24 protein-coding genes and 1 riboswitch are annotated in these 25,313 nt (G+C 50.8%); of the genes, 4 read left to right on the top strand and 20 right to left on the bottom strand.

Features of this window, described 5'->3' with window-relative positions:
- Positions 1-4: 4 nt before the first annotated feature.
- Together EYB31_RS34205 and liaF are read right to left on the bottom strand one after the other, a co-directional pair.
- A complete protein-coding gene (locus EYB31_RS34205; protein ID WP_240763156.1) occupies positions 5-1,009 on the bottom strand; it encodes a HAMP domain-containing sensor histidine kinase in 1,005 nt (334 codons plus the stop codon).
- Positions 1,010-1,026: 17 nt separating this feature from the next.
- Positions 1,027-1,905: a cell wall-active antibiotics response protein LiaF gene (liaF, locus tag EYB31_RS34200; protein ID WP_131018077.1), complete on the bottom strand. Its 879-nt coding sequence runs from the start codon at positions 1,903-1,905 to the stop codon at positions 1,027-1,029.
- Between the two features lie 243 nt (positions 1,906-2,148).
- On the opposite strand from liaF, the gene EYB31_RS34195 reads away from it, so the two are divergent.
- Positions 2,149-3,453, top strand: a complete 1,305-nt coding sequence (locus EYB31_RS34195) for an ammonium transporter (RefSeq protein ID WP_131018076.1) — start codon at positions 2,149-2,151, stop codon at positions 3,451-3,453.
- Positions 3,454-3,569: 116 nt separating this feature from the next.
- Here the strand turns inward: EYB31_RS34195 and EYB31_RS34190 are convergent, their stop codons facing one another.
- The 10 genes from EYB31_RS34190 to metA all read right to left on the bottom strand — a co-directional run bounded on the left by EYB31_RS34190 (position 3,570) and on the right by metA (position 14,305).
- Positions 3,570-3,947, bottom strand: a complete 378-nt coding sequence (locus EYB31_RS34190) for a nitrogenase component 1 family protein (RefSeq protein ID WP_170318295.1) — start codon at positions 3,945-3,947, stop codon at positions 3,570-3,572.
- 213 nt (positions 3,948-4,160) lie between these two features.
- The gene (locus EYB31_RS34185; protein WP_131018075.1) at positions 4,161-5,027 is read right to left on the bottom strand and encodes a VOC family protein; all 867 of its coding nucleotides are present in this window, start codon (positions 5,025-5,027) and stop codon (positions 4,161-4,163) included.
- Positions 5,028-5,175: 148 nt separating this feature from the next.
- Positions 5,176-5,298: a hypothetical protein gene (locus EYB31_RS41345; RefSeq protein WP_276322125.1), complete on the bottom strand. Its 123-nt coding sequence runs from the start codon at positions 5,296-5,298 to the stop codon at positions 5,176-5,178.
- A gap of 83 nt (positions 5,299-5,381) precedes the next feature.
- Positions 5,382-6,050: a 3D domain-containing protein gene (locus EYB31_RS34180; RefSeq protein WP_131018074.1), complete on the bottom strand. Its 669-nt coding sequence runs from the start codon at positions 6,048-6,050 to the stop codon at positions 5,382-5,384.
- Between the two features lie 207 nt (positions 6,051-6,257).
- Positions 6,258-8,195 carry a threonine--tRNA ligase gene (gene thrS / locus EYB31_RS34175; RefSeq protein WP_131018073.1) on the bottom strand — a complete coding sequence of 646 codons (1,938 nt, stop codon included), beginning with the start codon at positions 8,193-8,195 and terminating at the stop codon, positions 6,258-6,260.
- 351 nt (positions 8,196-8,546) lie between these two features.
- Positions 8,547-9,491, bottom strand: a complete 945-nt coding sequence (gene ytxC, locus EYB31_RS34170; RefSeq protein ID WP_131018072.1) for a putative sporulation protein YtxC — start codon at positions 9,489-9,491, stop codon at positions 8,547-8,549.
- 192 nt (positions 9,492-9,683) lie between these two features.
- Positions 9,684-10,829, bottom strand: a complete 1,146-nt coding sequence (gene mqnC, locus EYB31_RS34165) for a cyclic dehypoxanthinyl futalosine synthase (RefSeq protein WP_131018071.1) — start codon at positions 10,827-10,829, stop codon at positions 9,684-9,686.
- Positions 10,830-11,028: 199 nt separating this feature from the next.
- Complete coding sequence (locus tag EYB31_RS34160) at positions 11,029-12,186, bottom strand: trans-sulfuration enzyme family protein (protein ID WP_131018070.1); 1,158 nt, start codon at positions 12,184-12,186, stop codon at positions 11,029-11,031.
- Positions 12,187-12,191: 5 nt separating this feature from the next.
- Positions 12,192-13,382, bottom strand: coding sequence for an aminotransferase class I/II-fold pyridoxal phosphate-dependent enzyme (locus EYB31_RS34155; RefSeq protein ID WP_131018069.1), 1,191 nt, complete (start codon positions 13,380-13,382; stop codon positions 12,192-12,194).
- Positions 13,379-14,305: a homoserine O-acetyltransferase MetA gene (metA, locus tag EYB31_RS34150; RefSeq protein WP_131018068.1), complete on the bottom strand. Its 927-nt coding sequence runs from the start codon at positions 14,303-14,305 to the stop codon at positions 13,379-13,381. Before metA ends, EYB31_RS34155 begins: the two co-directional genes overlap by 4 nt.
- Positions 14,306-14,426: 121 nt before the next feature.
- Positions 14,427-14,549, bottom strand: a riboswitch (SAM riboswitch).
- Positions 14,550-14,947: 398 nt separating this feature from the next.
- On the opposite strand from metA, the gene corA reads away from it, so the two are divergent.
- Entirely contained in the window at positions 14,948-15,883 is a 936-nt protein-coding gene (corA, locus tag EYB31_RS34145) for a magnesium/cobalt transporter CorA (RefSeq protein ID WP_131018067.1), read from the top strand.
- A 63-nt stretch (positions 15,884-15,946) separates the two neighbouring features.
- Here the strand turns inward: corA and EYB31_RS34140 are convergent, their stop codons facing one another.
- The gene (locus EYB31_RS34140; RefSeq protein WP_131018066.1) at positions 15,947-16,960 is read right to left on the bottom strand and encodes an HRDC domain-containing protein; all 1,014 of its coding nucleotides are present in this window, start codon (positions 16,958-16,960) and stop codon (positions 15,947-15,949) included.
- Between the two features lie 252 nt (positions 16,961-17,212).
- Here EYB31_RS34140 and EYB31_RS34135 point away from each other — a divergent pair, with 252 nt between their 5' ends.
- Positions 17,213-17,536, top strand: a complete 324-nt coding sequence (locus EYB31_RS34135; protein WP_240763155.1) for a hypothetical protein — start codon at positions 17,213-17,215, stop codon at positions 17,534-17,536.
- 258 nt (positions 17,537-17,794) lie between these two features.
- Here EYB31_RS34135 and ilvD read toward each other — a convergent pair whose 3' ends face one another.
- On the bottom strand, positions 17,795-19,480 hold the full coding sequence (gene ilvD / locus EYB31_RS34130) for a dihydroxy-acid dehydratase (RefSeq protein WP_131018065.1): 1,686 nt from the start codon (positions 19,478-19,480) through the stop codon (positions 17,795-17,797).
- 148 nt (positions 19,481-19,628) lie between these two features.
- Here ilvD and EYB31_RS34125 point away from each other — a divergent pair, with 148 nt between their 5' ends.
- A complete protein-coding gene (locus tag EYB31_RS34125; RefSeq protein WP_131018064.1) occupies positions 19,629-19,922 on the top strand; it encodes a DUF3055 domain-containing protein in 294 nt (97 codons plus the stop codon).
- A 230-nt stretch (positions 19,923-20,152) separates the two neighbouring features.
- Here the strand turns inward: EYB31_RS34125 and EYB31_RS34120 are convergent, their stop codons facing one another.
- The 6 genes from EYB31_RS34120 to EYB31_RS34095 form a co-directional block, all read right to left on the bottom strand.
- Entirely contained in the window at positions 20,153-20,713 is a 561-nt protein-coding gene (locus EYB31_RS34120) for a GNAT family N-acetyltransferase (RefSeq protein ID WP_131018063.1), read from the bottom strand.
- Positions 20,714-20,857: 144 nt separating this feature from the next.
- A complete protein-coding gene (locus EYB31_RS34115; protein ID WP_131018062.1) occupies positions 20,858-21,175 on the bottom strand; it encodes a cupin domain-containing protein in 318 nt (105 codons plus the stop codon).
- Positions 21,176-21,291: 116 nt separating this feature from the next.
- The gene (locus tag EYB31_RS34110; protein WP_276322124.1) at positions 21,292-22,185 is read right to left on the bottom strand and encodes a 5'-3' exonuclease; all 894 of its coding nucleotides are present in this window, start codon (positions 22,183-22,185) and stop codon (positions 21,292-21,294) included.
- A gap of 425 nt (positions 22,186-22,610) precedes the next feature.
- Positions 22,611-22,760 (bottom strand): 50S ribosomal protein L33, encoded by a 150-nt coding sequence (gene rpmG / locus EYB31_RS34105; RefSeq protein ID WP_131018061.1) that lies wholly within the window; start codon positions 22,758-22,760, stop codon positions 22,611-22,613.
- Between the two features lie 36 nt (positions 22,761-22,796).
- Positions 22,797-24,014, bottom strand: a complete 1,218-nt coding sequence (locus EYB31_RS34100; RefSeq protein ID WP_165452765.1) for a GTP-binding protein — start codon at positions 24,012-24,014, stop codon at positions 22,797-22,799.
- 51 nt (positions 24,015-24,065) lie between these two features.
- A complete protein-coding gene (locus EYB31_RS34095; protein WP_240763154.1) occupies positions 24,066-25,181 on the bottom strand; it encodes a metal ABC transporter substrate-binding protein in 1,116 nt (371 codons plus the stop codon).
- Between the last annotated feature and the right edge of the window lie 132 nt (positions 25,182-25,313).

Genomic DNA, 25,313 nt, shown 5'->3' with positions numbered 1-25,313 from the left:
ACCTTTACGTTTCCTTAAACTTTGGAATTTTAACTTTGAGTGTCGTTCCCGTACCCGGTTTGCTTGCAATTTCCAGCTGCCCGCCCAACTTCTGCGCGCGTTCCCGCATTGTGGTCAGTCCATATGAATGGGTGTTCACCTCTATTTTACTAAAACCTTGGCCGTCGTCTTCGATCTGCAGCATGACCTGGTGGCCGGCATCCATAATCGATAAGACAACCGACCCGGCCGAAGCGTGTTTGACTACATTCGCCATACCTTCCTGCACAATCAGAAACAGCTGGTGTTCCATCGCTTCCGACAGCGGTTCGGGAAGTCTCAGCTCCAGCCTCCCCTGCAGCACATTCTGCCGGCAGTAATCGGGGAACCACCGGTCGAGGCCTTCCTGCAGCGAGACACCTTCCAACTCGATGGGTCTGAGCTGGGCGATCAAACCGCGAATTTGCTTTTGCGCATGATGCGACATCTGCGTCAATTGCTCAATAATCGGCGCCGCGGCGTCCGATTTCAGCTCAATTAACTTAGGCAGGGAAGCGGCCGACATGTGGATGGCAAACAACTGCTGGCTGACCGTATCATGCAAATCACGGGCCAGCCGCTTTCGCTCCTCGGTCACAGCCTTTTCCGAAGAATGAGTTTCCAGCACCCGTTCTTCCGCAGATTTCTGCAGCAGTTGAAGCCGATTCTCCACAGCGTAGGCCATCTCATTAAAATCGCGGTACAGCTGATGAAACGAATCGGCCGGATCTGCGGCCAGCCGATTGGACCAATTCCCTTGAGCCAGCTCAATCATCGACAGATGAAGCTTGTCTATACCGCGCTGCACCTTCCGCGCCGCAAAAAAACCGACCGCGAGGCCTAACAGCAGCAGCGCGGCCAGTACGGAAAGCAGCAATTCCGGGGTTTGCAGCCAATCGATTAAATAATGAATGGCCGCGATAAAGCCGACTAATACAAGCAGCGTCGATAATCCAAAATAAAACAGCAGCTTCCATTTAATATTTGTCATCCGCTGTGAAAGCATCGTTACCCCACCCTTTTCACAACGACATCGCCGATAAACATATTTACGACAAGGCGCACTTTTTTACCTGCATCCGCATAATGCGGACTTTGCGTGGCGATATGCCGCATCATCCCGCTCTCGCGGCGGTCCAGCACATTCATATCGCCGATAAAAGCGGAAGCCTCCACGCGAACCTCGACATCGTAATCATTCGGAACAAGCAGCTTGACATCTCCAACGAATGCCGAGACTGTAATCAGCGTTTCGCCAAAAGGAATGGACGCCTTTGTCAAATCTATCACGGTATCGCCGATAAAATGCGCAATATTCGTCGGAGTTAACTCCCAATAGTCCTGGCCCAAAAAAATATCTCCGATAAAGCTGTTTCTTTCTTCCTTATTACGCTTCCACTCCGTATGGATGTAATCGTGCGCTTCCTTGTAATATTCGGCCGAAGAAGCATACCCGTTCTTCATGGCTTCTTTCCATCTGCGTTTTTCCTCCTTGCGGCGCTCTCTCCATTCATGGCGTTCTTTCTTCCGCTCTTCACGCGGCGGACTGAACAATAAGCCGATACCAAAGACGATCAACAGCAGCGGAAGCATGTATTGGAATACATCGTGGAAGGATATGTCCGTAATATTCAAATTGTTTAACAGCAGCACGGTGCCGACGCCCGTCACGATGACGCTCCATAAGTAAGCCCCCGGCCAGCCCCGGTGCTTATGCCGGCGGAACAAACCGCTTAAGCCAAAGCATATCAGCAAAACCGGCCAAAAAATAGAAATCACCGATCCGATGCTCAGCTGGATGATGCCGTTTTGACTTAATAGAAATAATACGCCAACCCCAATCAGACCAAAACCGAACAGCAGTTTTCTCAAAAATGGAGGATTCATAACATAAGTTCGTCTCCTTCGAAAAACATCATCTTGTTATGAATCATTGTAAGCTTTTCTCGAAGTTATGCAAAGCGGCGTAAGGTGGACAGCGGCATCCGTCTCAAGACGGAGCGACACAACAATTTTACAATCCAATTCCTTATGTCAATTTATCTAACTCATTCCGTTGACATAATTATCATAGGAACCTTATAATGAGTGACGAAAGCGCTATACATGTAAGCAAAAGGGGAGAATACTATGGATCTCGCCGCACTGAAGAGCGGCATGGACACGATTTGGGTCGTATTGACCGCTGCTATGATTTTATTGATGGAAGGCGGCTTCGCCCTTCTCGAGGCAGGTTTTGTCCGGCAAAAAAATGCGGTCAGCATCATTATGAAAGTATTTGTCGATATCTCCTTTGGGGCGCTTGTGTTTTATTTTCTCGGCTTCGCTTTCATGTACGGCAAAGATGCCGCAGGTTTGATCGGCACCAGCGGCTTTATGTTGGGCGGAGACCTCAGTCATATTAGCCTGACGATTTCCAACGATACGTACTGGCTGTTCCAATGCGCGTTTGTCATCGCCGTTATTTCGATTGTTTCCGGGGCAGTAGCGGAACGCATGAATTTTCACGCATATATCATTTATACGATTGTGATGACCGGATTGATCTATCCGATTGCCGGGCATTGGGTATGGAGCGCAGGAGGCTGGCTTGGCAAACTGGGGATGATCGACTTCGCAGGTTCGGCCGTCATCCATGCGTTAGGCGGCTTCTCCGCCTTGGCAGCGGCCATCGTCGTAGGCCCGCGGATCGGAAAGTTCGGCAAAGACGGGAAAGCTAACATCGTGCCTCCCTCGAACTTGCCTCTCGCGTCTGTTGGTGCTTTTATTCTTTGGTTCGGCTGGTTTGGTTTCAATTCCGGCAGCACCCTCAGCGCCACTAACGGGTCCATCGGGCATATAGCGGTAACAACGATGCTGTCGGCGGCGGCCGGCAGCGCAACCTGCATCTTGTTTACGATGCTGCGTTACCGTAAATCCGACCCGCCTATGGTCATTAACGGAGCTTTGGCCGGACTTGTGGGCATTACCGCAGGATGTGCGTTTGTCGGCGACGGCGCAGCCATCTTTATCGGAATTGTATGCGGCATCGCCATGGTTCTTGCCACCGAATGGGTTGAATCGAGAACCATCGACGATCCGGTCGGCGCTTTCGCCGTACATGGGGTGAGCGGCAGCATCGGTACGATCGCCGTAGGTTTGTTTGCCAAGCCGGAGCTGACAAGCGGCCCTGCCGGTTTGTTCTACGGAGGCGGCTGGCAGCTGCTTGGCGTCCAGGCGCTTGGGCTTATCGTCGTCAGCATCTGGGGATTTGTTTTGACTTGGAGCGCGTTTAAGCTGATTAAACGGTTTGTTCCGGTTCGAGTCAGCCGCGATGAAGAACTTGTCGGTCTGGATGTCGGCATTCACGGGGTTCCCGCTTACAGCGAAGAACATGACTTTATCGATTTGAAGCAGCTTAACCCCACTTCCATCGATGCAAAGAAAGAGCAATAAGAGCAATCTCAGGTCCCGGACGAAGCCCGTTTGCCAGGCCATTCGCGTTTTGGCGGAAGCTTTCTTGCGACAAATTACTCTAAAAAAAACAAACCTCCGGCAGCAGCCGGAGGTTTTTATTCGAATTCCTTTTCCATTTCGGGGGTCAATGTAATCATATCTGACGGATCGGACTGACTTAACAACGTCCTCGCGTATTCAATTTCCATGCGCAGCTGGCGCATTTGTTCCATTGGCTTCTTCACATAATGGATGTATTCGACTGCGAGATGATGGTCCGGCTTCTTGCCCGTAAACATGCGGCGAAGCGGCGACATCGTGCGGTACGCCCGTTCCTCCATCATTCTTTTCTTCTCGTAACGTTCGATAATCTGCTCGATCTCTGCGATTTTCTGCTCTCTCCGGGCAATATAAATTTCAAGAAAAGGATATACTTCCGCCGCTTTCCTCTGGAACACCTTCATCGAACTCCCTGTTATCATCGCGTTCAGCATGAAATATCACCTATCTCTTCATGTAAACTAAAATTACAATGAGTTCATTTTACAACAATTCGTCTTATTTGGGAATAAAAAAATGATTTCATGTGAAATAAGCTGCCCATGAATGCCCTATCAGCGAGGCTTAACAGGGTACTGAACGAAGCTTTGTTCCCATGCTTACAAATAAATCCCGGTTCAACATAAACCGGGATCTGTTATAGATGGCTAATGCTTTAATTTTAACGTGATTCCCGAAGGGTCTTTCGCCGTGTAAACGTCCCCTTCCCGGTCGACAGTCACACCTGCACGCTGCAGGCGCTGCACTGTCTCATTCAAGGCCCCGGCATCGGGAAATAGGACCGCGAAATACGCCAAGCCCGTTGCATTTGCGGGAGGAACCGGCGCCCCCCTTCCAGCCCACATATTAAGCCCGATATGGTGATGATAACCGCCTGCCGATATGAAAAGCGCCCCCATGGATCCGACCAGATCAGCCATCACTTGGAAACCGAGAACAGTACAATAAAACCGCTTGGCTTGCTGGATGTCGCTGACATGAAAATGAACATGGCCGATGGTTGTTCCTGCGGGCAAGCCGTTCCATTCCAAACCTTCGGCTTCACTTTGCAGACCGTCCCCATCGAGCGGATCCGTGGCCATCTTCACACTGCCGTCAGCGTTAAAGGGCCAGCTTGCCCGTGGCCTATCGCAATAAATCTCGATCCCGTTGTGATCCGGATCGGTAATGTACAGCGCTTCGCTGACCAAATGATCTGACGCGCCGATGTGGATGCCGGTTTCGATCAAATGACGCAGCGAGAGCCCAAGATCCTTACGTTCGGGCAGAAGGATGGCAAAATGATAAAGCCCCGCAAACGACCGCCGCGGCACAATAAAAGCGTCGGTTACCTCTTCCAGCTCGATCAGAACGTGTTTCCCGTCCGCCGTTAATCCGGCGGCTTGACCTTCCCGCTTCAAGACGCTCAAGCCAATTACGTCTTGATAAAACTGCAGCGATCTATCCAGATCGCTTACTTTTAATCGGACTTCGCCCAGCCTGATATCGGGATGAATAAGCTGCTCATCGTTCATTTTTTTAGCCCCCATCGAACCTCTAATGTTATCCGTTGTAATTGATTCGATTATACCTTAATATGTATTAACAAAAAAAGAGAAGCATGCTTCAAACTACAAGCGGATGCTTCCCTTTTTACCTTGAGCGGCATAATCTGTATGCTATTTATTTATTCGATCCTTGGTTAGCTTTGTTTCTGGAAGATTGTTGGTTGTTGGAACCAACCTCTTGAGCGAACTCAACATCGTTTTGTTGTTTTTGTTTGTTTTGCTTATTGTTTTTTGCCATAAGTAATCACCTCCCGTTGCATATAGTATGGGAAGTCCTATCGATAAATATGTTGGCTATTTGTGGATTTTTTAAGTCGGCGCTTACGATAATATTTCCCGCTCCAGCACATTTAACATCGCCTCGTTGACTTTCCCTTCACCTTTCTTAACGACAAACACGTTGACCGTTTTCTTGCCCCATTCTTTATAAATCTGGTCTTTGGTTTCAAAATACAGGTCGATCCGGTTGCCTTTCACCATACTCCCTGTATCGGCGACGATGCCATAGCCGTAACCGGGTATATAAAGCACCGTACCCAGCGGAAATACATTGGGATCGGCAGCAATCGTAGAGATTGCTTTATTGTCGCGGCGCACCTTAATTCCTGAGTAAGTTACCCCGTATTCCGGATGGCCCGGGGTTTTTCCGGTCGACTCCTTTCCGGCATAATAGCCGGTAGCGACAACTTCGATGGATACGTATTGCGATAAATCATGTTTAAGACTCGGCTCATGCACATAGGTACTTGCCTTGGAAACCGTCTTTTCTTTTGAGGGCATATCTGCGCTTTGAGCGGCTGCAGCGATCGCTTCAGCCGGTTCGGCAGCGTTTCCTGTTGAAACCGCCGCCGAAACCGTTGGCATCGATAAAGCTGGAGAAGCCGCCGGCTCCGTAACAGGCTGCCTTTCTTGATCCATATAAACAAACATGATTGTCACCATAACCATCAGACAGATCCATTTAACTTGGGTTGCCTTTTTGGGCAGCATGTTTTTGCAATACCTCCCTTGATGTAAGAGACCGCATCTGACCAGAAGCTGATATGCACACGGTGTCTTACTTCATAAGGTTTCCAGCAAGCCATAAAAACATGCATCATTGCCATTTCTGCCTATTCGCCCCAGCACGGCAAAAAGACGATGGATGCTGATCCACCGCCTTTTTGCTGCTTATTAACTTTTTACTTTATTTGGAGTTTATTGCTTTTTCGTGCGAATTTCTTCCCCGATCAGGGCGGCCGCATCGGCAATCGACTTCGAACCAAGATCGCCTTCGCCGCGGCGGCGCACGGAAACCGTACCCGCCTTCATTTCATTTTCGCCGACAACAAGCATAAACGGAATTTTCTCCAGCTGCGCTTCACGGATTTTATAACCGAGCTTTTCGTTGCGGTTATCGGCTTCCGTATAAATGCCTGCCAGCTGCAATGCTTCGGTTACTTGGTTGGAGTACTCTTCGTACGCCGTCGAAACCGGGATGACGCGGGCCTGGACCGGTGAAAGCCAAGTCGGCAAAGCGCCGGCGAAATTCTCCAGCAGGAAAGCCGTCATCCGTTCCATCGTCGAGATGATTCCGCGGTGAATGACAACCGGACGGTGTTTTTGACCGTCGTCGCCTACGTACTCCAATTGGAATCGTTCCGGCAGCAGGAAGTCAAGCTGTGCGGTGGACAACGTTTCTTCTTTTTTCAGCGCGGTTTTAATCTGCACGTCCAGCTTCGGCCCGTAGAATGCGGCTTCGCCTTCCGCCTCATAGAACGGCAGCCCCAGTTCTTCGACAACTTCGCGCAGCATGCGTTGGGACATTTCCCACATCGCGTCGTCTTGGAAATATTTTTCCTTATCCTGCGGATCGCGGTACGATAAACGGAAACGGTAATCCTTGATGCCGAAATCCTCGTATACTTGTCTGATCAGGTTAACGACACGGGCAAACTCTTCCTTGATCTGATCGGGACGGCAGAAGATGTGCGCGTCGTTCAGCGTCATCGCACGTACGCGGTGAAGACCGGTCAAGGCGCCGGACATTTCGTAACGGTGCATCATGCCAAGTTCGGCAATCCGGATCGGCAGCTCGCGGTAGCTGCGCATGTCGCTTTTGTAAACCATCATATGATGCGGACAGTTCATCGGACGAAGCACCAATTCTTCATTATCCATGACCATTTTGGGGAACATATCTTCGGAATAATGCTCCCAGTGTCCGGATGTTTTGTACAGCTCCACATTGGCGAGCACCGGAGTGTACACATGCTGGTAGCCGAGTCTTTCCTCCAGGTCGACAATATAACGCTCCATCGTACGGCGCAGCTTTGCCCCATGCGGAAGCCACAACGGCAAGCCTTGTCCAACTTCACGGGAGAACGTGAACATTTTCAGCTCTCTGCCGAGCTTGCGGTGATCGCGTTTTTTCGCTTCTTCCAACAACTTCAAGTGCTCATCCAGATCGGCTTTCTTCGCAAATGCCGTGCCGTAAATACGCTGCAGCATTTTGTTTTTGGCATCGCCTCTCCAATAAGCCCCCGCTATGCTCAGCAGTTTGAATGCTTTGATTCTGCCAGTGGACGGCAGGTGAGGACCGCGGCACAAGTCGAAAAACTCGCCTTGCTCGTAGATGCTGATTTCTGCACCTTCCGGCAAACCGTCAATCAGGTCCAGCTTGAGCGGATCCCCCAATTCTTTATAGATGCGGATCGCTTCCTCGCGAGGTACGATACGGCGTGCGATCGGCAGGTTTTCTTGGACAATCCGCTCCATTTCCCTTTCAATCTTTTCGAGATGTTCGGGTGTGAGCGATGTTTCCATATCGATGTCGTAATAAAAGCCATCTTCGATGACCGGCCCGATGCCCAACTTCACTTCGGTAATGCCGAAAATCCGTTTGATCGCTTGGGCCATCAAATGCGCCGTGCTGTGACGCAGCACCTCAAGACCGTCCTGGCTGTCCAATGTGACGATCTCAATTTTCGCATCTTCCTCCATAGCCGTGTTCAAATCGACGACTTTGCCGTTCACCTTGCCAGCTACGGCATTTTTTTTCAGTCCGGGACTGATGGATTCGGCGATTTGCTCAATGGTTGTACCGTCGCTGTATTCCTTGATTCTGCCATCCGGAAATGTAATATTTACCGCCATGTTGTTCGACCTCCTAGTTTTTGTAAAATCTCAAAAAAGCAAAAAAGCGCCTCAATCCCCAAAGGGACGAGTGCGCTTGGTCTCGTGGTTCCACCCTAAGTTTGATCCATGCCACAACAAAAGCAATACATGAATCCTCATTTTAAGCATTCGATAACGGGAATGACCCGGCAACATTTACTCACCGGCAATTCCTGCTGGTTTTCCTGTCGCAGCTGCAAAGGGGTAAATTGACGGCGAGCTCCGGAAGGAATTACAGCCAAGTTCCTTCTCTCTGCACGGTTCTATCCGGCAATCGTTATCTTTGGTCGTAGCCTTATTTCATTATCATAATAACCTGCGCAGCCAATGTCAAGATTGTTCGCCCAATTGCAGAGCTCCGCTGATCGCTTTAGGCTCGCCAAGCAAGGACTTGCACAGTTTGCAATATCCGCAAATTTCCGTCCGGTCTTCAAAGATTTGCATAATGGTGCTGATGACCTGAACCTCCGGCTCGCGGGTGTGGATCATAATTTTTTGTGGTGAAACGGTAATGAGTGTGCTGACGATCATATTCTCGAAATTAATGTCTTTTTCGATCATTTCGACGGTAACCGTACCTTCGACATGTTCGGTATCGATTGGTTCCAACTCGTCATTCAGCAGCGTAAACTCGTTACCTCCGTTATGAATAAGATGGGCCACCGGAATCTTGGCTTCCTGAATGTAGACAAAATATTTAAGCAGCGAGATAAATTCCTGATATTGCTTATCCATTAAATACTCATCAATCGCATATTCCACGACTTCTCTTAGCTCATCGATGTAATCAGGCAGCCGAAACCGGATAAATCCTTGAACATTGAGATCCGTATACTCCTGTAAGTAACGGTGCAACGCATCAGTAAGTTTCATGATGCGCCGCGGTATCGTTGATTTGTCAAACCCGATGGCGCTTTGATCTCCTTGCAGCATCTGCCGGCAATATGCCATGATCGCCGTTTGTTCCTCAGCTTGATCAAATCCGTATTTGCTGGAAATGAGACCCTCCATCAGCGACAATTCCTGTTCTTTTACAATCATTTCGGCGACGCATTCGGCGGCCTTACGGTATATATCGTCCGTCCGTCCCCCCAACTGAAACAAGGGCAGCACACCCAATACCGTAATTTGCGTGCAACCTTTCAGATTCACTTTATCCAGTTGAACGCTGTCCAGGTTGATATGTAAATGAACGATACATTGTTCTATGCTTTTCAGCAATTGTTCCGCCGTCTCTTCCGCCGAGTTCATTAATGTGATCGTAAACAGCTTCATGCATCCCACTCCCTTCGCCCTGCCAAAGATTCTTATAAAGTATATGGTTCGCAAGTGCCATATATACAATCAACAATTTGGCAGGAGTGGGAGGAGACTATCATCCATACATGAGAAAAAAGCTTGCCGAACCCGCTCCGCTTTAATGGAATAGGTTTAGGCAAGCTTTAATAAGCAAGATAATCATTAGAATTAGTTCTGCATGACAAAATCATTATCTACCGACGTCACCGACTCGTCGTCGAACACACGCAGGGTTTCGTATTTCGTATTGCGCTGCGCCGGGATTTTACCCGCTTCGCGGATGATTTGCAGTGTCGAGCCAATGTTGACCTTGTGTGTAGTGCCTGCCGCGGAAACGACGTTTTCTTCGATCATCGTGCTGCCGAAATCGTCGCAACCGTAGTGCAGCGACAGCTTGCCAACCTCCGGTCCCATCGTCACCCAAGATGACTGCATATGCGGAATATTGTCCATCATGATGCGGCCGATCGCCACCGTCTTCAAATATTCCTCCGGCGTTTGCTTGCGTTCGACTTTCAGGTTGGTGTTGTCCGGCTGGAACGTCCACGGGATAAAAGCAAGGAAACCCGGCGTGTTGTAGCCGTTCTTGATGCACTCATCCTGCGCGTCGCGGATGCGGATCATGTGTAAGGCCCGCTCCTCCATCGATTCGCCGAAACCGATCACCATCGTCCCGGTCGTATGCATGCCCACTTTATGCGCTGTTTCCATAACATCCATCCAATCACGCCAGGAGCCCTTCATACGGCTGATCTTGCGGCGCGTGCGGTCATCCAAAATTTCCGCGCCTCCGCCCGGCAGCGAATCAAGCCCGGCTTCATGAATTTGACGGATCACTTCCTCCAGCGACAAACCTTCCGAGACGTCCTTCATCTTCATGATCTCCGCCGGGGAAAACGAGTGCATCGTAATTTGCGGGAAGCGCTTTTTGATTTCGCGCAACAAGTTGGTGTAGTACGTAAACGGCAGATTCGGGTTCGTGCCGCCCTGCATCAATATTTCGGTGCCGCCTACATCAATGGTTTCTTGGATTTTTTGAAAAATAACTTCATCCGGCAGCACATATCCTTCGTTCGAGCCGGGAGCGCGGTAAAACGCACAGAAACGGCAGTATACGTCGCAAATATTTGTATAGTTAACGTTACGTCCGATGACAAATGTCGTAATCGGCTCGGGATGCAACTTCAACATAATTTGATTGGCGGTGTGTCCCAATTTTTCGATCTCATCGGATTCGTACAGCGTTACGCATTCTTCCAGCCCAATGCGTTCGCCCGCAAGCGCCTTGGACAATATCGGATCGATCAAGCTCATCGTCAAGCACTCCTATCCTCACTCAATTGTATTCTATAATCGTACCACAAACGAGCCTATACGTCACTATGTGATTGATTTCACAGCATCCTATAAAACCCGGCTGCTTTAAAAAGACCCACCCCGAAGGATGGGCCATACTCAACTATATAAGCCCGCAAAGCCGGGCATTCGTTCCCTTTGAAATATCAACCGGCTGCTATTTCAGCGCTTGCTCCAAATCGGCAATAATATCGCCGATATCCTCAAGCCCTACCGAATAGCGGACCAGTCCGTCGGTAATGCCGCGTTCCAAACGCACTTCGCGGGGCATGGAAGCGTGAGACATCATCGCCGGATAAGACAAAATGCTCTCCACCGCGCCCAAGCTGACCGCAACTAGCGGAATGTTCACCTTGCTAAGCAGTTGTTTGGCTTTATCACCCGATCCGACGTCAAACGATACAACAGCGCCGTAGCCCAGCGACTGCTTCTCGTGCACCTCGCGGCGGGGATGATCCGCTAAGCCGGGATAATATACCTTGTCGATGCCGGGATGCTGCGACAGCCACTCCGCCAAACGGCGGGCGCTAGCTTCAGACGCTTCCATCCGCGCCTTCAGCGTTTTCATCCCGCGCATCAGCAGCCAGCTCTCCTGAGCGCTCAGCACGCTGCCCATGCCGTTCTGAATCATCTTGAGACGCACAGCCATGCTTTCGTTAGCCGCAACGGCCAGACCGGCCAACACGTCGCTGTGGCCGCCAAGAAACTTCGTTGCGCTGTGCAGCACGATATCGATGCCGTGTTCGATCGGACGCTGGTGATATGGCGTCATAAACGTGTTGTCCAGCATCGTGATCAAACCGTTCTCTTTGGCCCACTCGGCCACTTCCCGGATATCCGTAATTTTCAAAGTCGGATTGGACGGCGTCTCGATAAATACAGCTTTCGTATTCGGTCTGAGCGCCGCTTTCACTTCGTCGATATCGGTCATATCGACAAACGTCGTCCCGATGTTCATGCGGTTCAGGATCGTCGTCAGCAGCCGGTAAGTGCCGCCGTACACGTCTTCTGTGCAGATCACATGATCGCCTGCCGACAAAATCATAAATGCCGAAGAGATGGCGGCCATACCGGAGGCAAACGCAAAACCGCGCACGCCGCCCTCCAGCATCGCTATGTAATCTTCAAGCGCCTGACGGGTCGGATTGCCCGAGCGGCTGTAGTCAAACTCGGGAGGGTTTTCCAAATCAAAATGATGAAACGTCGACGCCTGGTAAATCGGAACGCTGGAAGCTCCGGTCGTTTTATCGATTTCTGCACCGAAATGAATGAGCCTTGTCGCAAAATCTTTGTTGTTTGTCGTCTCTTCCGACATCGCTTTTAACGGCCTCCTTCCAGCTCCGCTTGAGCAAGCTCGATGGCGCGGGCCAAATCGGCAATCAGATCGTCCACGTGCTCAATGCCTACCGAATAACGCAGCAGCTTATCGTCCACGCCGACTTGGCGGCGGATTTCTTCAGGAATGTCGGCATGCGTCTGCACGGCCGGGTAAGTCATCAGCGATTCTACGCCGCCCAAGCTTTCGGCGAAAGCGATCAGCTGGATGTGACGGAGAATCGGCTCGATATAGCGGGCGTCTTTCATTTTAAAAGAGAAAATGCCGGTATTGCCGGACGATTGTTTATTCTGAATCTCATGTCCCGGATGGGTCGGCAGCGCAGGATAATATACCTGTTCAACCTGTGGATGCTGCTCCAGGAACTGAGCGATTTGGGTCGCGTTTAACTGATGGCGCTCCATCCGGATGGCCAATGTCTTCATGCCGCGCATCAGCAGCCAGCTGTCCTGCGGGTTCAACACCGCACCGATGGAGTTATGCAGAAACGCCATCTGCTCGGAAAGCTCTTTGCCTTTGGTCACGATCAGGCCGGCAAGCACGTCGTTGTGGCCGCCGAGATATTTGGTCGCGCTGTGAACGACGATATCGGCGCCAAGCTCGATCGGACGCTGAAAAAACGGCGTCAGCAGCGTGTTGTCGACGATGGACAAAATACCTTTCTTTTGGGCCCAGCCGCATACAAGCTCCAAATCGGTGACCATCATCAGCGGGTTGGTCGGCGTTTCGATCAGGATCGCCTTGGTGTTTGGTTTACAATTTGATTCGAGCGCGTCCAAATCGTTCGTATCGACATAAGTGGCGGTGACGCCAAACCGGGACATAATGCGCTCCAGCAGCCGGTAAGTGCCGCCGTACAGATCCAGCGAGACGATCAGATGATCGCCTTGGCTGAACAAAGCAAAAATCGTTTGCAGCGCTGCCATGCCCGAACTGCAGGCAAAACCGGCATCGCCGGACTCCAAATCCGCGATCGCTTCTTCCAAGACAGCGCGGGTCGGGTTTTTCGTACGCGAATAATCGAAGCCGGTGCTTTGTCCCAGCTTCGGATGACGGAACGCCGTCGCCTGGTAAACCGGGAAGCTGACAGCCCCGGTAACCGGCTCCGATTGGGAGCCGATTTGCGCGAGTCTGCTTTCGATAGTTAAGCCTTGCAGGTTTTCCTTCAAAGTCATATAACGAATTCTCCTTTGTACAGATCGTAAGGCGTTTCTTGGTATACATAATAGTTAAGCCAGTTCGAGAACAGCAGGTTGGCATGAGCCCGCCAAGTAACAAGCGGATTCCTGCTTGGATCGTCGTTCGGGTAATAATTTTTCGGTACTGCAACGTCCATGCCTTTGTTAATGTCCCGGTCGTATTCGTATTTCAGTGTACACGCATCGTATTCGGAATGGCCGGTTACGAAAATATGCTTGCCGTCGCTGGAAGCGGCGATATAAACGCCGGAATCCTCGGATTCGGACCAAATTTCCAGCCCCTGCACCTTCTCGATATCTTCCCTGCGCACTTCCGTATGACGCGATTGCGGAGCAAAAAACGTCTCGTCAAAACCGCGCAGCAGCTTCACATTTGGCTTGGAAATATAATGCGGGAAAACGCCGAACATTTTTTCAGGCAGCGGGTGCTTCGGCACGCCGAAATGATGGTACAGCCCGGCTTGCGCCGCCCAGCAAATATGGAAAGTAGAGGTCACGTTGTGATTGCTCCACTCCATAATTTGCTGTAGTTCCTCCCAATAATATACATCTTCAAAATCAAGCGTTTCAACCGGCGCGCCGGTAATAATCATGCCGTCAAACCTTTCGTATTTCACATCGTCGAACGTTTTATAAAACTGCTGCAGATGCTCGGCAGACGTATTTTTCGATGTATGGGTCTTCGGATGCAGCAGCACAAACTCCACTTGCAGCGCCGTATTGCCCAGCAATCGCAATATTTGCGTTTCGGTCGTTTCTTTGGTTGGCATTAAATTCAGTATGGCGATCCGCAGCGGACGGATATCTTGATGAAAGGCGATAGACTCATCCATCACAAAAATGTTTTCCCCACTCAATATTTCTTTTGCAGGCAAATGATCCGGAATTTTAATCGGCATCCCACTCACTCCTCGTTTGAGTTTAATGATTCTAAATCAGGAGCGCTCGCCCGAGGAACATAAAAAAACCTTCCTCAGGGCTCAAGAAAGGTTTTGTCTGCGTAACGCAACAAATTGTCCTCTCTCATCTCCCAGAAGCTTACGCTTCCGCAAGAATTAGCACCGTGCTTTCCTTTCCGAACGAAAAGGATTGTCGGTTGCCGGGTATCATAGGGCTAGTCCCTCCACCTACTCTTGATAAGAGCTCCAAACAATATGAAATTGTTATTAATAATGTAATCGAAAACCGGCGTTCCGTCAAGCGGTAAACTGAGGTGAAAACGCATCCGCGGCAGGCTTTTGCAAAAACATAAAAACCCGCTCCGCAGGCCGCAAAATCTATCTTTCACCCCGGGAGCGAACTGGCATATTTTATTATTGAAGTGTGGAAAATGAAGGTATATACTAGACAAGTATTAGCCACTTTATAAAGAAAATGAGGTGCACAGCCGCGAATGGACGGGGACCGAAGTAGGAGTAGCCAATACCAAAAAAGACAATTTTATATGGTAATGGGATTCCAGTCGGCTCGTACTATGGTGGTGGGCACCAAATCATAGCGGGATGCCGGCTGCTTTCCCTTGAACCGAAAGGGTGAGACAGATGAAGGCACGCTTGGTGCAAAACGGCATTTTTACAATTATTGACGATATTACCCAAACGATTACCCAACCCGTTTCCGGTTTTTACTGGATTGACGCGCGCGTGGAGGACTTAAGCATCCTGCAGCCGCTTTTTCATCTGCACGATTTGGCCGTTGAAGACTGCTTGATGGAAGAGGAGCAGCGTCCGAAAATTGAAATTTACGATTCGCATTATTTCATCGTCATGAACAGCATCCGGTTTGACGATGAAGAAATTTTCTTGCGGTCGCTGAACATTTTTCTCGGGAAACACTACATTATTACGGTAACAAGACAGAAAATCAACGAAATCCGGACTTTAAAGCCGATTCTGTGGGAAGAAGAAATCTCCGCTCCCGATTATTTTCTGTATCACTTGATCGATTTGGTTGTCGACAATTATACGATCGTAGCGGACCGTATCGAAGCCAAAATCGAGAAACTTGAAGAAGACATTCTGGTCCACACGAAAAAATCGCACCTGCACGAAATTATCGGCTTGCGAAGCGAAATCTTATGGTTGAAAAAGGTGCTAGTCCCTCAGCGCGAGGTGCTCGCCGCGTTAAACAAAAAGGAACTGCGGCTGATTAGCGAGCCGCTCAAAAAATATTTCGGCGATATTTACGAAAATGCGATTAAGATCGCGGAAACGTTTGATACGTTCCGCGACCTGATGGGCAACTTGCGAGAAGCATACCAGTCCAGCGTCGCCAACCGCGCGAACGAAATCATGCGGATATTTACGGCGCTGACGACGATATTCATGCCGCTGACCTTCATTACCGGCATCTATGGAATGAACTTCGAATATATTCCCGGATTGCATTGGGAATACGGCGGCGTAGCCATCCTGATTTTTATGATCTTGGTAGGTCTTACGATGCTGCTTGTATTCCGTAAAAAAGATTGGCTGTAAGATTGCGTTATCACGTTCCGTCACACCAGTGCGGAAATGAACCGTGCAAGGCGAAAATCCGCCTTACCCCGCCTCGACGATGTCGAGGCTTTTTTGCTTGCGGAAACGGAGCCGCAGCAGGCGAAGCCATTCGTATGTGCGGTCGAGGTCCTTCGATTTCATCTCGGCCGGTCTAACGATCGCCTCAAGCACCGGTTTCAGATAGCGGTCCCCCAGCTTTGCGAAAGCGTCAAGCGCCTGCTCGATTTCGTCCTGGGACACCGTCTTCAGCTCGGCTTCAAGCAGCGGGCCCATGTCATAACCCTCGCCATCCAACTCCTCGACCCAAGTTACGACCTCCCTGCGCTTCAGCGACGTTTGTTTCATCAAGTGGGTAATGTCCACTCCTTCGGACACGCCTTGGAGAAGCCGCAGCTTGGTCTCCTGCTTCTGTTGATCGGCCTGGCGTTTCTCCTCCTTCTGCCGCTGCAGCCAAACGGCAAAATCCGTACGGTGAATGACATGCTCTACCCAAGTAAGCGGAAATTCGCTTTCCCGCGGGAATTGACGCGTGATCCCAAGCATCGCCTCCCCATAAAGTTTCAGTTTGTTCTCGCCAAATCCAGGCAACTGCGCCAGTTCCGCCGCCGTATGCGGGATAAATGCGCTGACCATCTTGAGCAGCTTATTCGATGCGACAATAAAAGGCGACTTTCCTTCCTTGGCCGATTGCTCGCGGCGCCATGCCTTCAGCTGTTCATACAACTCGTCATGGCTGATCTGCTCACTGTAATATTGCAGTATAAGCGATTGTATATATTTTCCGCCAAACAGCTCAAGCGGATCTGCGGATACCGCATCGATGAGGAAACGGAACCCTTCGGATTGTTTGCTTCGCAGATTTTGGCGGAATTGGCTCATCATCTCTTCCCAGCTGCGTCCTTCATACCAGCTGCTTTGCCTTACTTTTCCTTCTTCGGGCGCTTCGCTCCATGACACTTGCCATTCACCCTTTTGCTCGGCTACAGTTAAAATGGCGGTTCTGACGCGGTCTTCGGCGGTCTTTTTTTCCAGTGTGGTCAAAAAAATCACGTTCATTTCATAACGCCTCCCCTTCGATATTGGTTATTTCAAACGCAAAAAAGCACCTCCCCGACCCGTTAAAGGTAGAGAGGTGCTTCCCCGCTTGTTTGAAATTAATTCCATTTTATCATGGATAAGCTGCAGAAATCAAGCCGAATGTAAGGGCGGCAGCGCTGGATAAGAGCGCCAAGCACGGGGCAAAATGTGGGGAAGCACGGATAAAGCTGAACAAATGGCATGGAAACATACCAACGCAGGAGGAATAATATGGATATAGATAATAACCAGCTTGATGAACGCGTCACCAAAGTGCGGAAAAGCTATGCCCCCGAAGCCGAAGACAGCTATACCGATCTGTCGACAGTGGAATCGCAGCGCAACGATTTGGCGCCGGAAGAGTTCCCCGAAGGTCCTTACGGCTCCGATCTGGTGAGCGATATGCTTGGCAAAAGCTCTCCGTGGCGCCCGGAACAGCGTCCACAAAGCGCCTTCACCTATGAAAATCGCGAGCTGCACGCCGATATGCCGCGGGAATATCCAGGGGATCACGAAACACATACCGAAAGCTGGGAAGACGATTCCGGAGAGTAAAGCAGCTTCGTCCGTACTGTCCTGGCCCGGAATGTGCGGCTAACATTCGAGAGAAGCCGCAACGCCGGGATGCCCTGCTAAATCCGAGAAAAGCCACACCGCCGTGTTGCCTTTCGACGTGAGGGCGGCAATGGTCCGTTCCACCGCCATTCTGACGCCGCCATACGTGCAGCGGATTCGCGCGCACGTTGACAACGGCAAAAAGACTGCACGGCCCGCTGCTCGCGGGTATGCAGTCTTTCGTTTATCGCATGCCGATTAAATTTTCATAACTCCACCGGAGCTGGCGTTGGTCACGAGTTTGGAATAACGGGCTAGGTAGCCTGTTTTTACCTTCGGCTCGAAGCCTTTCCAGTTCGCGCGGCGGCGTTCGAATTCTTCGTCGCTGACTTGCAGCTGGATGGTACGGTTGACCAGATCCAGATCGATGATGTCGCCGTCTTCGACAAAAGCGATCGGGCCGCCTTCAGCCGCTTCCGGGGAGATGTGACCGATGCTGATGCCGCGGGATGCGCCGGAGAAACGGCCGTCGGTGATCAAACCGACTTTGGCTCCGAGACCCATGCCGACGATTTGCGACGTAGGCGCAAGCATCTCAGGCATGCCCGGGCCGCCCTTAGGACCTTCGTAGCGAATAACGACAACGTGGCCTTCTTTTACTTTGCCCCCGGCGATACCGGCCAGCGCGTCCTCTTGCGAGTCAAAGCAGATAGCCGGACCCACATGGCGTCCGCCTACGGATTTGTCGACGGCGCCAACCTTGATGATGCTGCCTTCCGGAGCCAGGTTGCCGAACAATACAGCCAGTCCGCCGCGTTCGCTGTGCGGGTTGTCGAGCGGATGGAGCACATCCTTGTCCAAAATTTCGCAGCCTGCCACGTTTTCGCGCAGCGTTTTGCCGGTTACGGTGATCACGTCGCCGTTGATGGCTCCCGGCTTTTTCAACAACTCGTTGATGATTGCACTCACGCCGCCGGCATTGTGCACGTCTTCGATATGATAATCGGAGGCTGGTGCGATTTTCGCCAAATGCGGCACGCGGTTAGCCACTTCGTTGATGCGTTCGATCGGATATTCGATTCCTGCTTCTTGAGCAAGCGCCAAAGTGTGAAGCACGGTATTGGTCGAACCGCCCATCGCCATGTCCAGCGCAAACGCGTTGTCGATCGCATCGATAGTCACGATGTCGCGAGGTTTGATGTCCAGTTTGATCAGCTCCATCAACTGGCGAGCGGACTTTTTCACAAACTCTTTGCGGTCTTCGGAAATCGCCAGGATCGTGCCGTTGCCCGGGAGAGCAAGCCCAAGACCTTCGGCGAGACAGTTCATCGAGTTGGCGGTAAACATGCCGGAACAGGATCCGCAAGTCGGACAGCCGTATTGTTCCAGCTCTAGCAACGTTTTGTCGTCGATCTTACCGACTTGGTATGCGCCAACGCCTTCAAATACAGAAGTCAAGGAGATCGCTTTGCCGTCGCTTGTCCGGCCGGCTTTCATTGGACCGCCGCTAACCATGATCGTCGGAATGTTGACGCGCAGCATGCCCATCATCATGCCCGGGGTGATTTTATCGCAGTTCGGAATACATACCATACCGTCAAACCAGTGAGCGGATACGACCGTTTCTACGGAATCGGCGATAATTTCGCGGCTTGGCAGCGAGTAACGCATACCGATGTGGCCCATGGCGATACCGTCGTCTACACCGATGGTGTTGAACTCGAACGGCACGCCGCCCGCTTCGCGGATCGCTTCTTTCACGAGTTTGCCGAATTCCTGCAAATGCACGTGGCCCGGAATAATGTCGATGTAAGAGTTGCACACCGCAATAAACGGTTTATCGAAATCTTCTTCTTTCACGCCGGCAGCACGCAGCAAACTGCGGTGAGGGGCGCGGTCGAAGCCTTTTTTAATCATATCACTTCTCATTTTAGGCTTAGCCATAATGTGTAACTTCCTCCTTAAAATTAAAATCATTTTAATCTAGCATCGCTTTCAATAAATTCTATCACTTTTTGCGGCAAATGAAAATTTATTATTTGAATTTGATCGTGTATAATCGTAAGGTAAATTGTACCGAGGGGGGCAGGTTATGTCTGAATTTGATTTTTTATACGATACCAAAGAAGAAACGACAACCAGGTGGCTGTGCTTTGTCGGCGAAACGCTGCGCCGGTTTGATCTGGCCATTGTAAATACCAATCGTTATTACGGGAAAAAACTGGTCATCGATCTCCAAACCGGGCGTTCGGCAGTCATCGGTCCCGATGACCTGGAAGAGGAAGGTTATCTGGAGCACGCCTACAAGCTGAACGAAGAAGAAGCGGGCGAGCTGCGCTCTTTCTTAAGCGAAGTAGTCGGCGGGATCCATTTTACGGACATCTAGACCTTAATCAAAAAACAGCCTCCTGCAAATAGGAGGTCACTGAAAAAGCAGCTTAAGTGAGCGAAATCATGCTGGAGAAGCGCCAGCGTTCGCTTTTGTCCCCGAATTTCACCTGCCGCAAGCAGGTAAATTCAAAGAAATTCAGGGACAATTGGCGATCGGAAGCATGATTCGCTCACGCAGCGTTCACTTTTTCAGTGGCCCCGCAAATAGGGGGCTGTTTTTTTTGATTACAGATCTTTGATCATATGTTTGTATGTTTTATGATTGATCGCTATTTCTTTATCGGTCCGGTAGCCACGCTTCACATATAAAGCGTGCGCTCCTTCGTTGCTTTCTTCGACAGCCAGAGCGATGCGGCGGTAACCGGCGTTTAAAGCCCGCCTCTCGGCTTCGCCAATCAATTCGCTGCCGATGCCCCGTCCCATGCAAAGCGGCGATACCGACAATGTGTCGATGTAATATTCATCTTCTTCCGCTTCTTTATCGAGTTTCACGTTAGGATCGTTTTTCAGCTGACGCAGCCGTTCCACCATCGGACGGTCCAGTTCGCCGGCTTCCGGTCCGGCATAAGATACAAGAATCCCAACGACATGCCCGTCCAGCTCCTTGACGACGGCTTGGCGGTAGCTTAACCTCCCCGTCTCTTGCTGGAAAAACATTTCCAACGCAGCTAATGCGTCCGTCTCCACCGCCGCCCCTGTCAATTGGTGGGCTATATCGTGCAAAGCGTCGTACAGCAGACGGGCTGCCGGCTTGACATCGGTTTTTAAGGCGTCTCTGATCGTCATATTTCCTCCTGTCGGGTTTACCTTATTTTCCGTTATTATACCCGATATGCGGCAAAGCGTGCGGCATGTACCCTATCCGATATACAAAAAAACCAAGGCTGCGGGCACATGTCCCAACAAACCTTGGCTGTCTCGCCAAAACGATTAGCGTTTGACCAAATCTTCGCGCACCGGTGTGAACGTATCAAGCAGAATGCTCGGCTCCAACGCCTTCGCGCCATGACGCGCACCACTCGGAATGTAGATCGTTTCGCCCACGCCGATGACCGTTTTCACTCCGTCGATCGTAAATTCGAGCTTGCCTTTCGTGCAATAGGACAGTTGCTCGTGAGGATGGCTGTGCTCGTAGCCTTCCGCGCCTTCCTCAAAGTGAACTTCCATCATCATGATCGTTTTGCCGGGTTCAAAAATTTTACGTTTCACGCCCGGTTCTGCGTTTTCCCATACATTAATATTGCTCAAAGCATTTCCCTCCCAAAGTGGATTGCTTTATCTACACGATATGTAGCCTATCTGCTATTTTAACAAACTATCGGTTGAGAGGAAAAGGGGAATAAATTTAGGTTTTCTACGAGTTTTTATACAACCTTGCTGTTTTCGACAATTTTTCTCAGGCCTTTAAATTCAAGCTCCTCAAACTTGCTCAGCACCCGGCCGCGGTCGACGCTCCAGCGGCATTCGTTCCAATCGCAGGTAACCGGCACTTCGGTCAAGATGGTTGCGAGTTCCCGCGATAAATGCAGCATGTCCAGTTCGGCTTCGATTTTGGTGCGGACGCCTTTAGGCAGCTTGTCGATATTGGCCAAAATGCCGTCGATGGAGCCGTATTCCTGAACGAGCTTCAGCGCCGTTTTTTCGCCGATGCCCTTGACGCCGGGGTAATTGTCGCTTGTGTCGCCCATCAGCCCCTTCATATCGATGACCTGCGGCGGGGTCAGGCCTTTCTCTTCCTGCAGCAGCTGCGGGTTGTAAACCGCATAGTTGGAAAAACCTTTCTTCATAATGACAACAGTCACATCGTCATTGACGAGCTGCAGCAAATCGTGGTCGCCGCTTAGTATGTATACATGGGCATCTCCGGCAAAATGGCGCGACAACGTGCCGATACAATCGTCCGCCTCGAAGCCGTGAATCCCGATATTCGGCACGCCGAAGCTTTCCACGACTTCCTTCACCAGCGAAAATTGCGGGATCAGCTCATCCGGCGCCTCAGGCCGGTTGCCCTTGTAATCCGGGTATTTCTCCGTTCGGAACGTCGTGCTCCCCATATCCCAGCAGCAGGCTACGTGGGAAGGTTCGAACCGCTCCACCGCATCCCAAAAATATTTGACAAACCCATGCACCGCATTAACCGGCACGCCGGCACTTGTCTTTTGTATGTATCCTCCGTAAGCGGAGGCGAAATAAGCGCGGAACAGCAGCGCCATCCCGTCCACCAGCAAAATCGCCTGTTCTTTATTCGTATCAGACAAAGCCAAATCCCTCTCCCTTTCTAGGAGTCTGTCCGACGAAAGTAAACCGGTGAATATTTATTCATGAGTGCGGCTATTGCGGGAAGGGATGGCATTCCACCGCTCGTGAAAACCGTGTTTTCTTGAATTTACCTTACGGTAAAAACACGGTTTTCAAGGCGGACGTAAACTTTCCATACCATTCCCTTACCCTCCATACACCTGCATGAATAAATATTCCCAAAATTAATCCGTCGGACAGACTCCTAGTATTCGCTCTATTATAGCATAGTAGAGAGAAGGTTAAGTCACTCAAGTGGTGTATAAAATAGCAAAAGAGGCTCCGCTGTTTGCGGAAGCCTCGGATTCTACAGACTTAATGTCCGTATGGTCCAGACGGAAAACGGCCGCAGCCCATAATGCGTTTGCGCACCGGCTGCTTCCCTTTACCTTGTTTCCCGGTGCAGCGTATGCCGCTTCAGACGGGGGCAATATTTGCGCAGCTCCAATCTGCCGGGATGTGTCTTCTTGTTTTTGGTCGTAGTGTAGTTGCGATCGCCTGTTTCCGTGCAGGCAAGGGTGACGACAACTCTCATGTGCCATACCTCCGTAAGTTCGTATATTCTGATCGTTTATTGTGCGCTAATTTCCAACTGCTCCGCAGACATATTCGGCAGCCGATCGGGAAACCGGCTCCAATCCTGCTTCATTTCCTCATTCGTCAGCAGACAGGCGTCCAGCTCGGACTCGATCGTCGGCCGGTTCATTTCGATGCCGATAAACACCACTTTATTGACCCGGTCACCGTATTCGTCATCCCACTTGCTGGCCAGCTCATCTTCTTCCTGCAAAATCGCCTGCCGCTCCTGCTCGGGCAGCGCCGCCACCCAATAACCGGCGGGACCAAAACGGATGGAAGGCCCGGCTTGGCTAATATTCTGTGCCAAACGGCTGCGCGTAGCCAGCCACATAATCCCTTTGGCGCGTACGATTTCCGCCGGCCATTGCTTCATCCAATTCATGAGCCGACCGGGGTGAAACGGCTTTTTCCGCTCGTATACAAAAGAAGCGATTCCGTATTCTTCGGTTTCCGGCGTATGAGCATCTTTTTCCATCTCCTGTATCCAACCCGCGGACACGCTGGCCTCTTCAAAGCTAAACAAGCCAGTGTTTAAAATTTGCGCCGGATCTACCTGCCCGTTTACGGAGCGAATCAGCTTCGCCCGGGGCTGCAGCGCACGCAGCACGCCTTCCAGCTCGTCCAGATCGCTTTCCCTGACCATGTCGCATTTGTTTAAGATCAGCACATCGCAAAATTCGATCTGGTCGATCAGCAGATCAACCACTTCCCGCGTATCGTCGGTTCCCACCGCTTGGCTGCGTTCAAGCAGCGTTTCTCCGGACGAATAATCGTGCCAGAAGCGGTAAGCGTCGACCACCGTCACCATGCAATCCAGCCGGCAAAATTGCGTCAAATCGATGCCGTGCTCCTCGTCGATATAAGTGAACGTCTGAGCAACCGGGATCGGCTCCCCAACCCCGGTCGACTCGATCAGGATATAATCGAAGCGTCCTTCCTTCGCCAGCTTCTCCACTTCCTGCAATAAATCTTCGCGCAGCGTGCAGCAGATGCAGCCGTTCGACATCTCCACCAGCTTTTCGTCTGTGCGGGAAACGCCGCCGCCTTCGCGAATTAAAGCCGCATCGATATTAACCTCGCTCAAATCGTTGACGATAACCGCCACCTTCAGCCCGTTCCGGTTGTTCAGCACATGATTAAGCACTGTTGTTTTACCGGCACCTAAATAACCGCTTAAAACGGTAACCGGCAGTTTTTGATTCAAATTCATGCGGAAAGCCACCTCTTTATCGTAAAAATTACTATATAGGATCATGCTGAATTATTCGTTTAGCGCCTTTTTTAAGGCTTCCAAATTGTTTTTCATAATGCCGATATAATCGAGATTGTTTTTCTTATCTTCATCCGTCAGTCCTTCCAACGGGTTCAGCACGGCCGTTTTGGCGCCGATTTCTTTGGCGATCGTCTGCGCTATTTTCGGATCAACCAGCGTTTCGAAAAAGATCGTTTTCACTTGCTTTTCCTTGGCGAATTTGACGATGCCCGCCATTTTATCCGGCGACGGCTCCTGTTCGGGGGAAAGACCGGCGATCGGCACCTGAGTGAGCCCGTAATTTTTAGCAAGATAACCAAACGCCGCATGCTGGGTCACGAACTCTTTATGTTTCACACCGCTTAAATCCTTTTTAAAAGCGGCATCCAGGTCCTTCAGCTTGGCTATGTAAGCCTCGGCGTTTTTCTTGTATTCGTCTTTGCCCGCCGGATCGGCTTTTTCGAATGCGGCTTGGATTGCGGCGACTTCTTTCTGAGCAAGAGCCGGATCCAGCCAAACATGGGGATCAAGCGCATGGTCATGGCCCGCTTCGTGGTTATGATCGGCTTTGTGGTCATGGTCTTCGTCTTCGTCCTCATCTTCGGAGCCTTCGATCAAATCGAGCCCTTTGCTTGCTTCCACCGCAAGCCGCTTGTCGTTTGCCGCGCTCTGCAGCGCTTTCTCCGCCCAACCCTCAACAATGCCGTTATATACAAACACGTCGGCTTCCTTGAGCTGAACCATATCCTTGGCGCTTGGCTCCCAATCGTGAGGTTCCGCACCGGCCGGAATCAGGCCAATCACTTCGGCGCGATCGCCTGCGACTTGTTTGCTGAACTCGACCATCGGGTAAAAGGTAGCTACGACTTTCAGCTTTTTGGCGGTATTTGCCTGTGCCGCCGCAGAGCTTGCTGCCCCTTTGTCCGGCGCGGCCGCTGGCACCGATGTCCCTGGGGCCGCGGTGCTGCCGGAGGCTGCGGAATTGGCCGGTACCGAGGCGGCTGAAGACGCGGCCGCATTTGAGCCTTGCGCCGGTGCCGCGGGAGCAGACCCGTTGGCGCTGCAGCCTGCCAGCATCCAAGCGGACAATGCCGCCAATACGAATGTTTTCACGATGGATTTCATTTTTTTTCCTCCTCGTATAGTATTTCTTAAAGATTGTTGTTGAGCCAATTTCCAGTACCCTAGGGTACTGGCGGCCACCTTCAAAATTTCCAATTTGATCTTTGAAAAATGAAAAATAAATGAAGATTCTTA

The sequence above is a fragment of the Paenibacillus thalictri genome, assembly GCF_004307995.1.
GTDB classification, from domain to species: Bacteria; Bacillota; Bacilli; order Paenibacillales; family NBRC-103111; genus Paenibacillus_AF; species Paenibacillus_AF thalictri.
The sequence above is the reverse complement of the archived record's forward strand: the minus strand, read 5'-3'. Positions and strand labels throughout refer to the sequence as shown.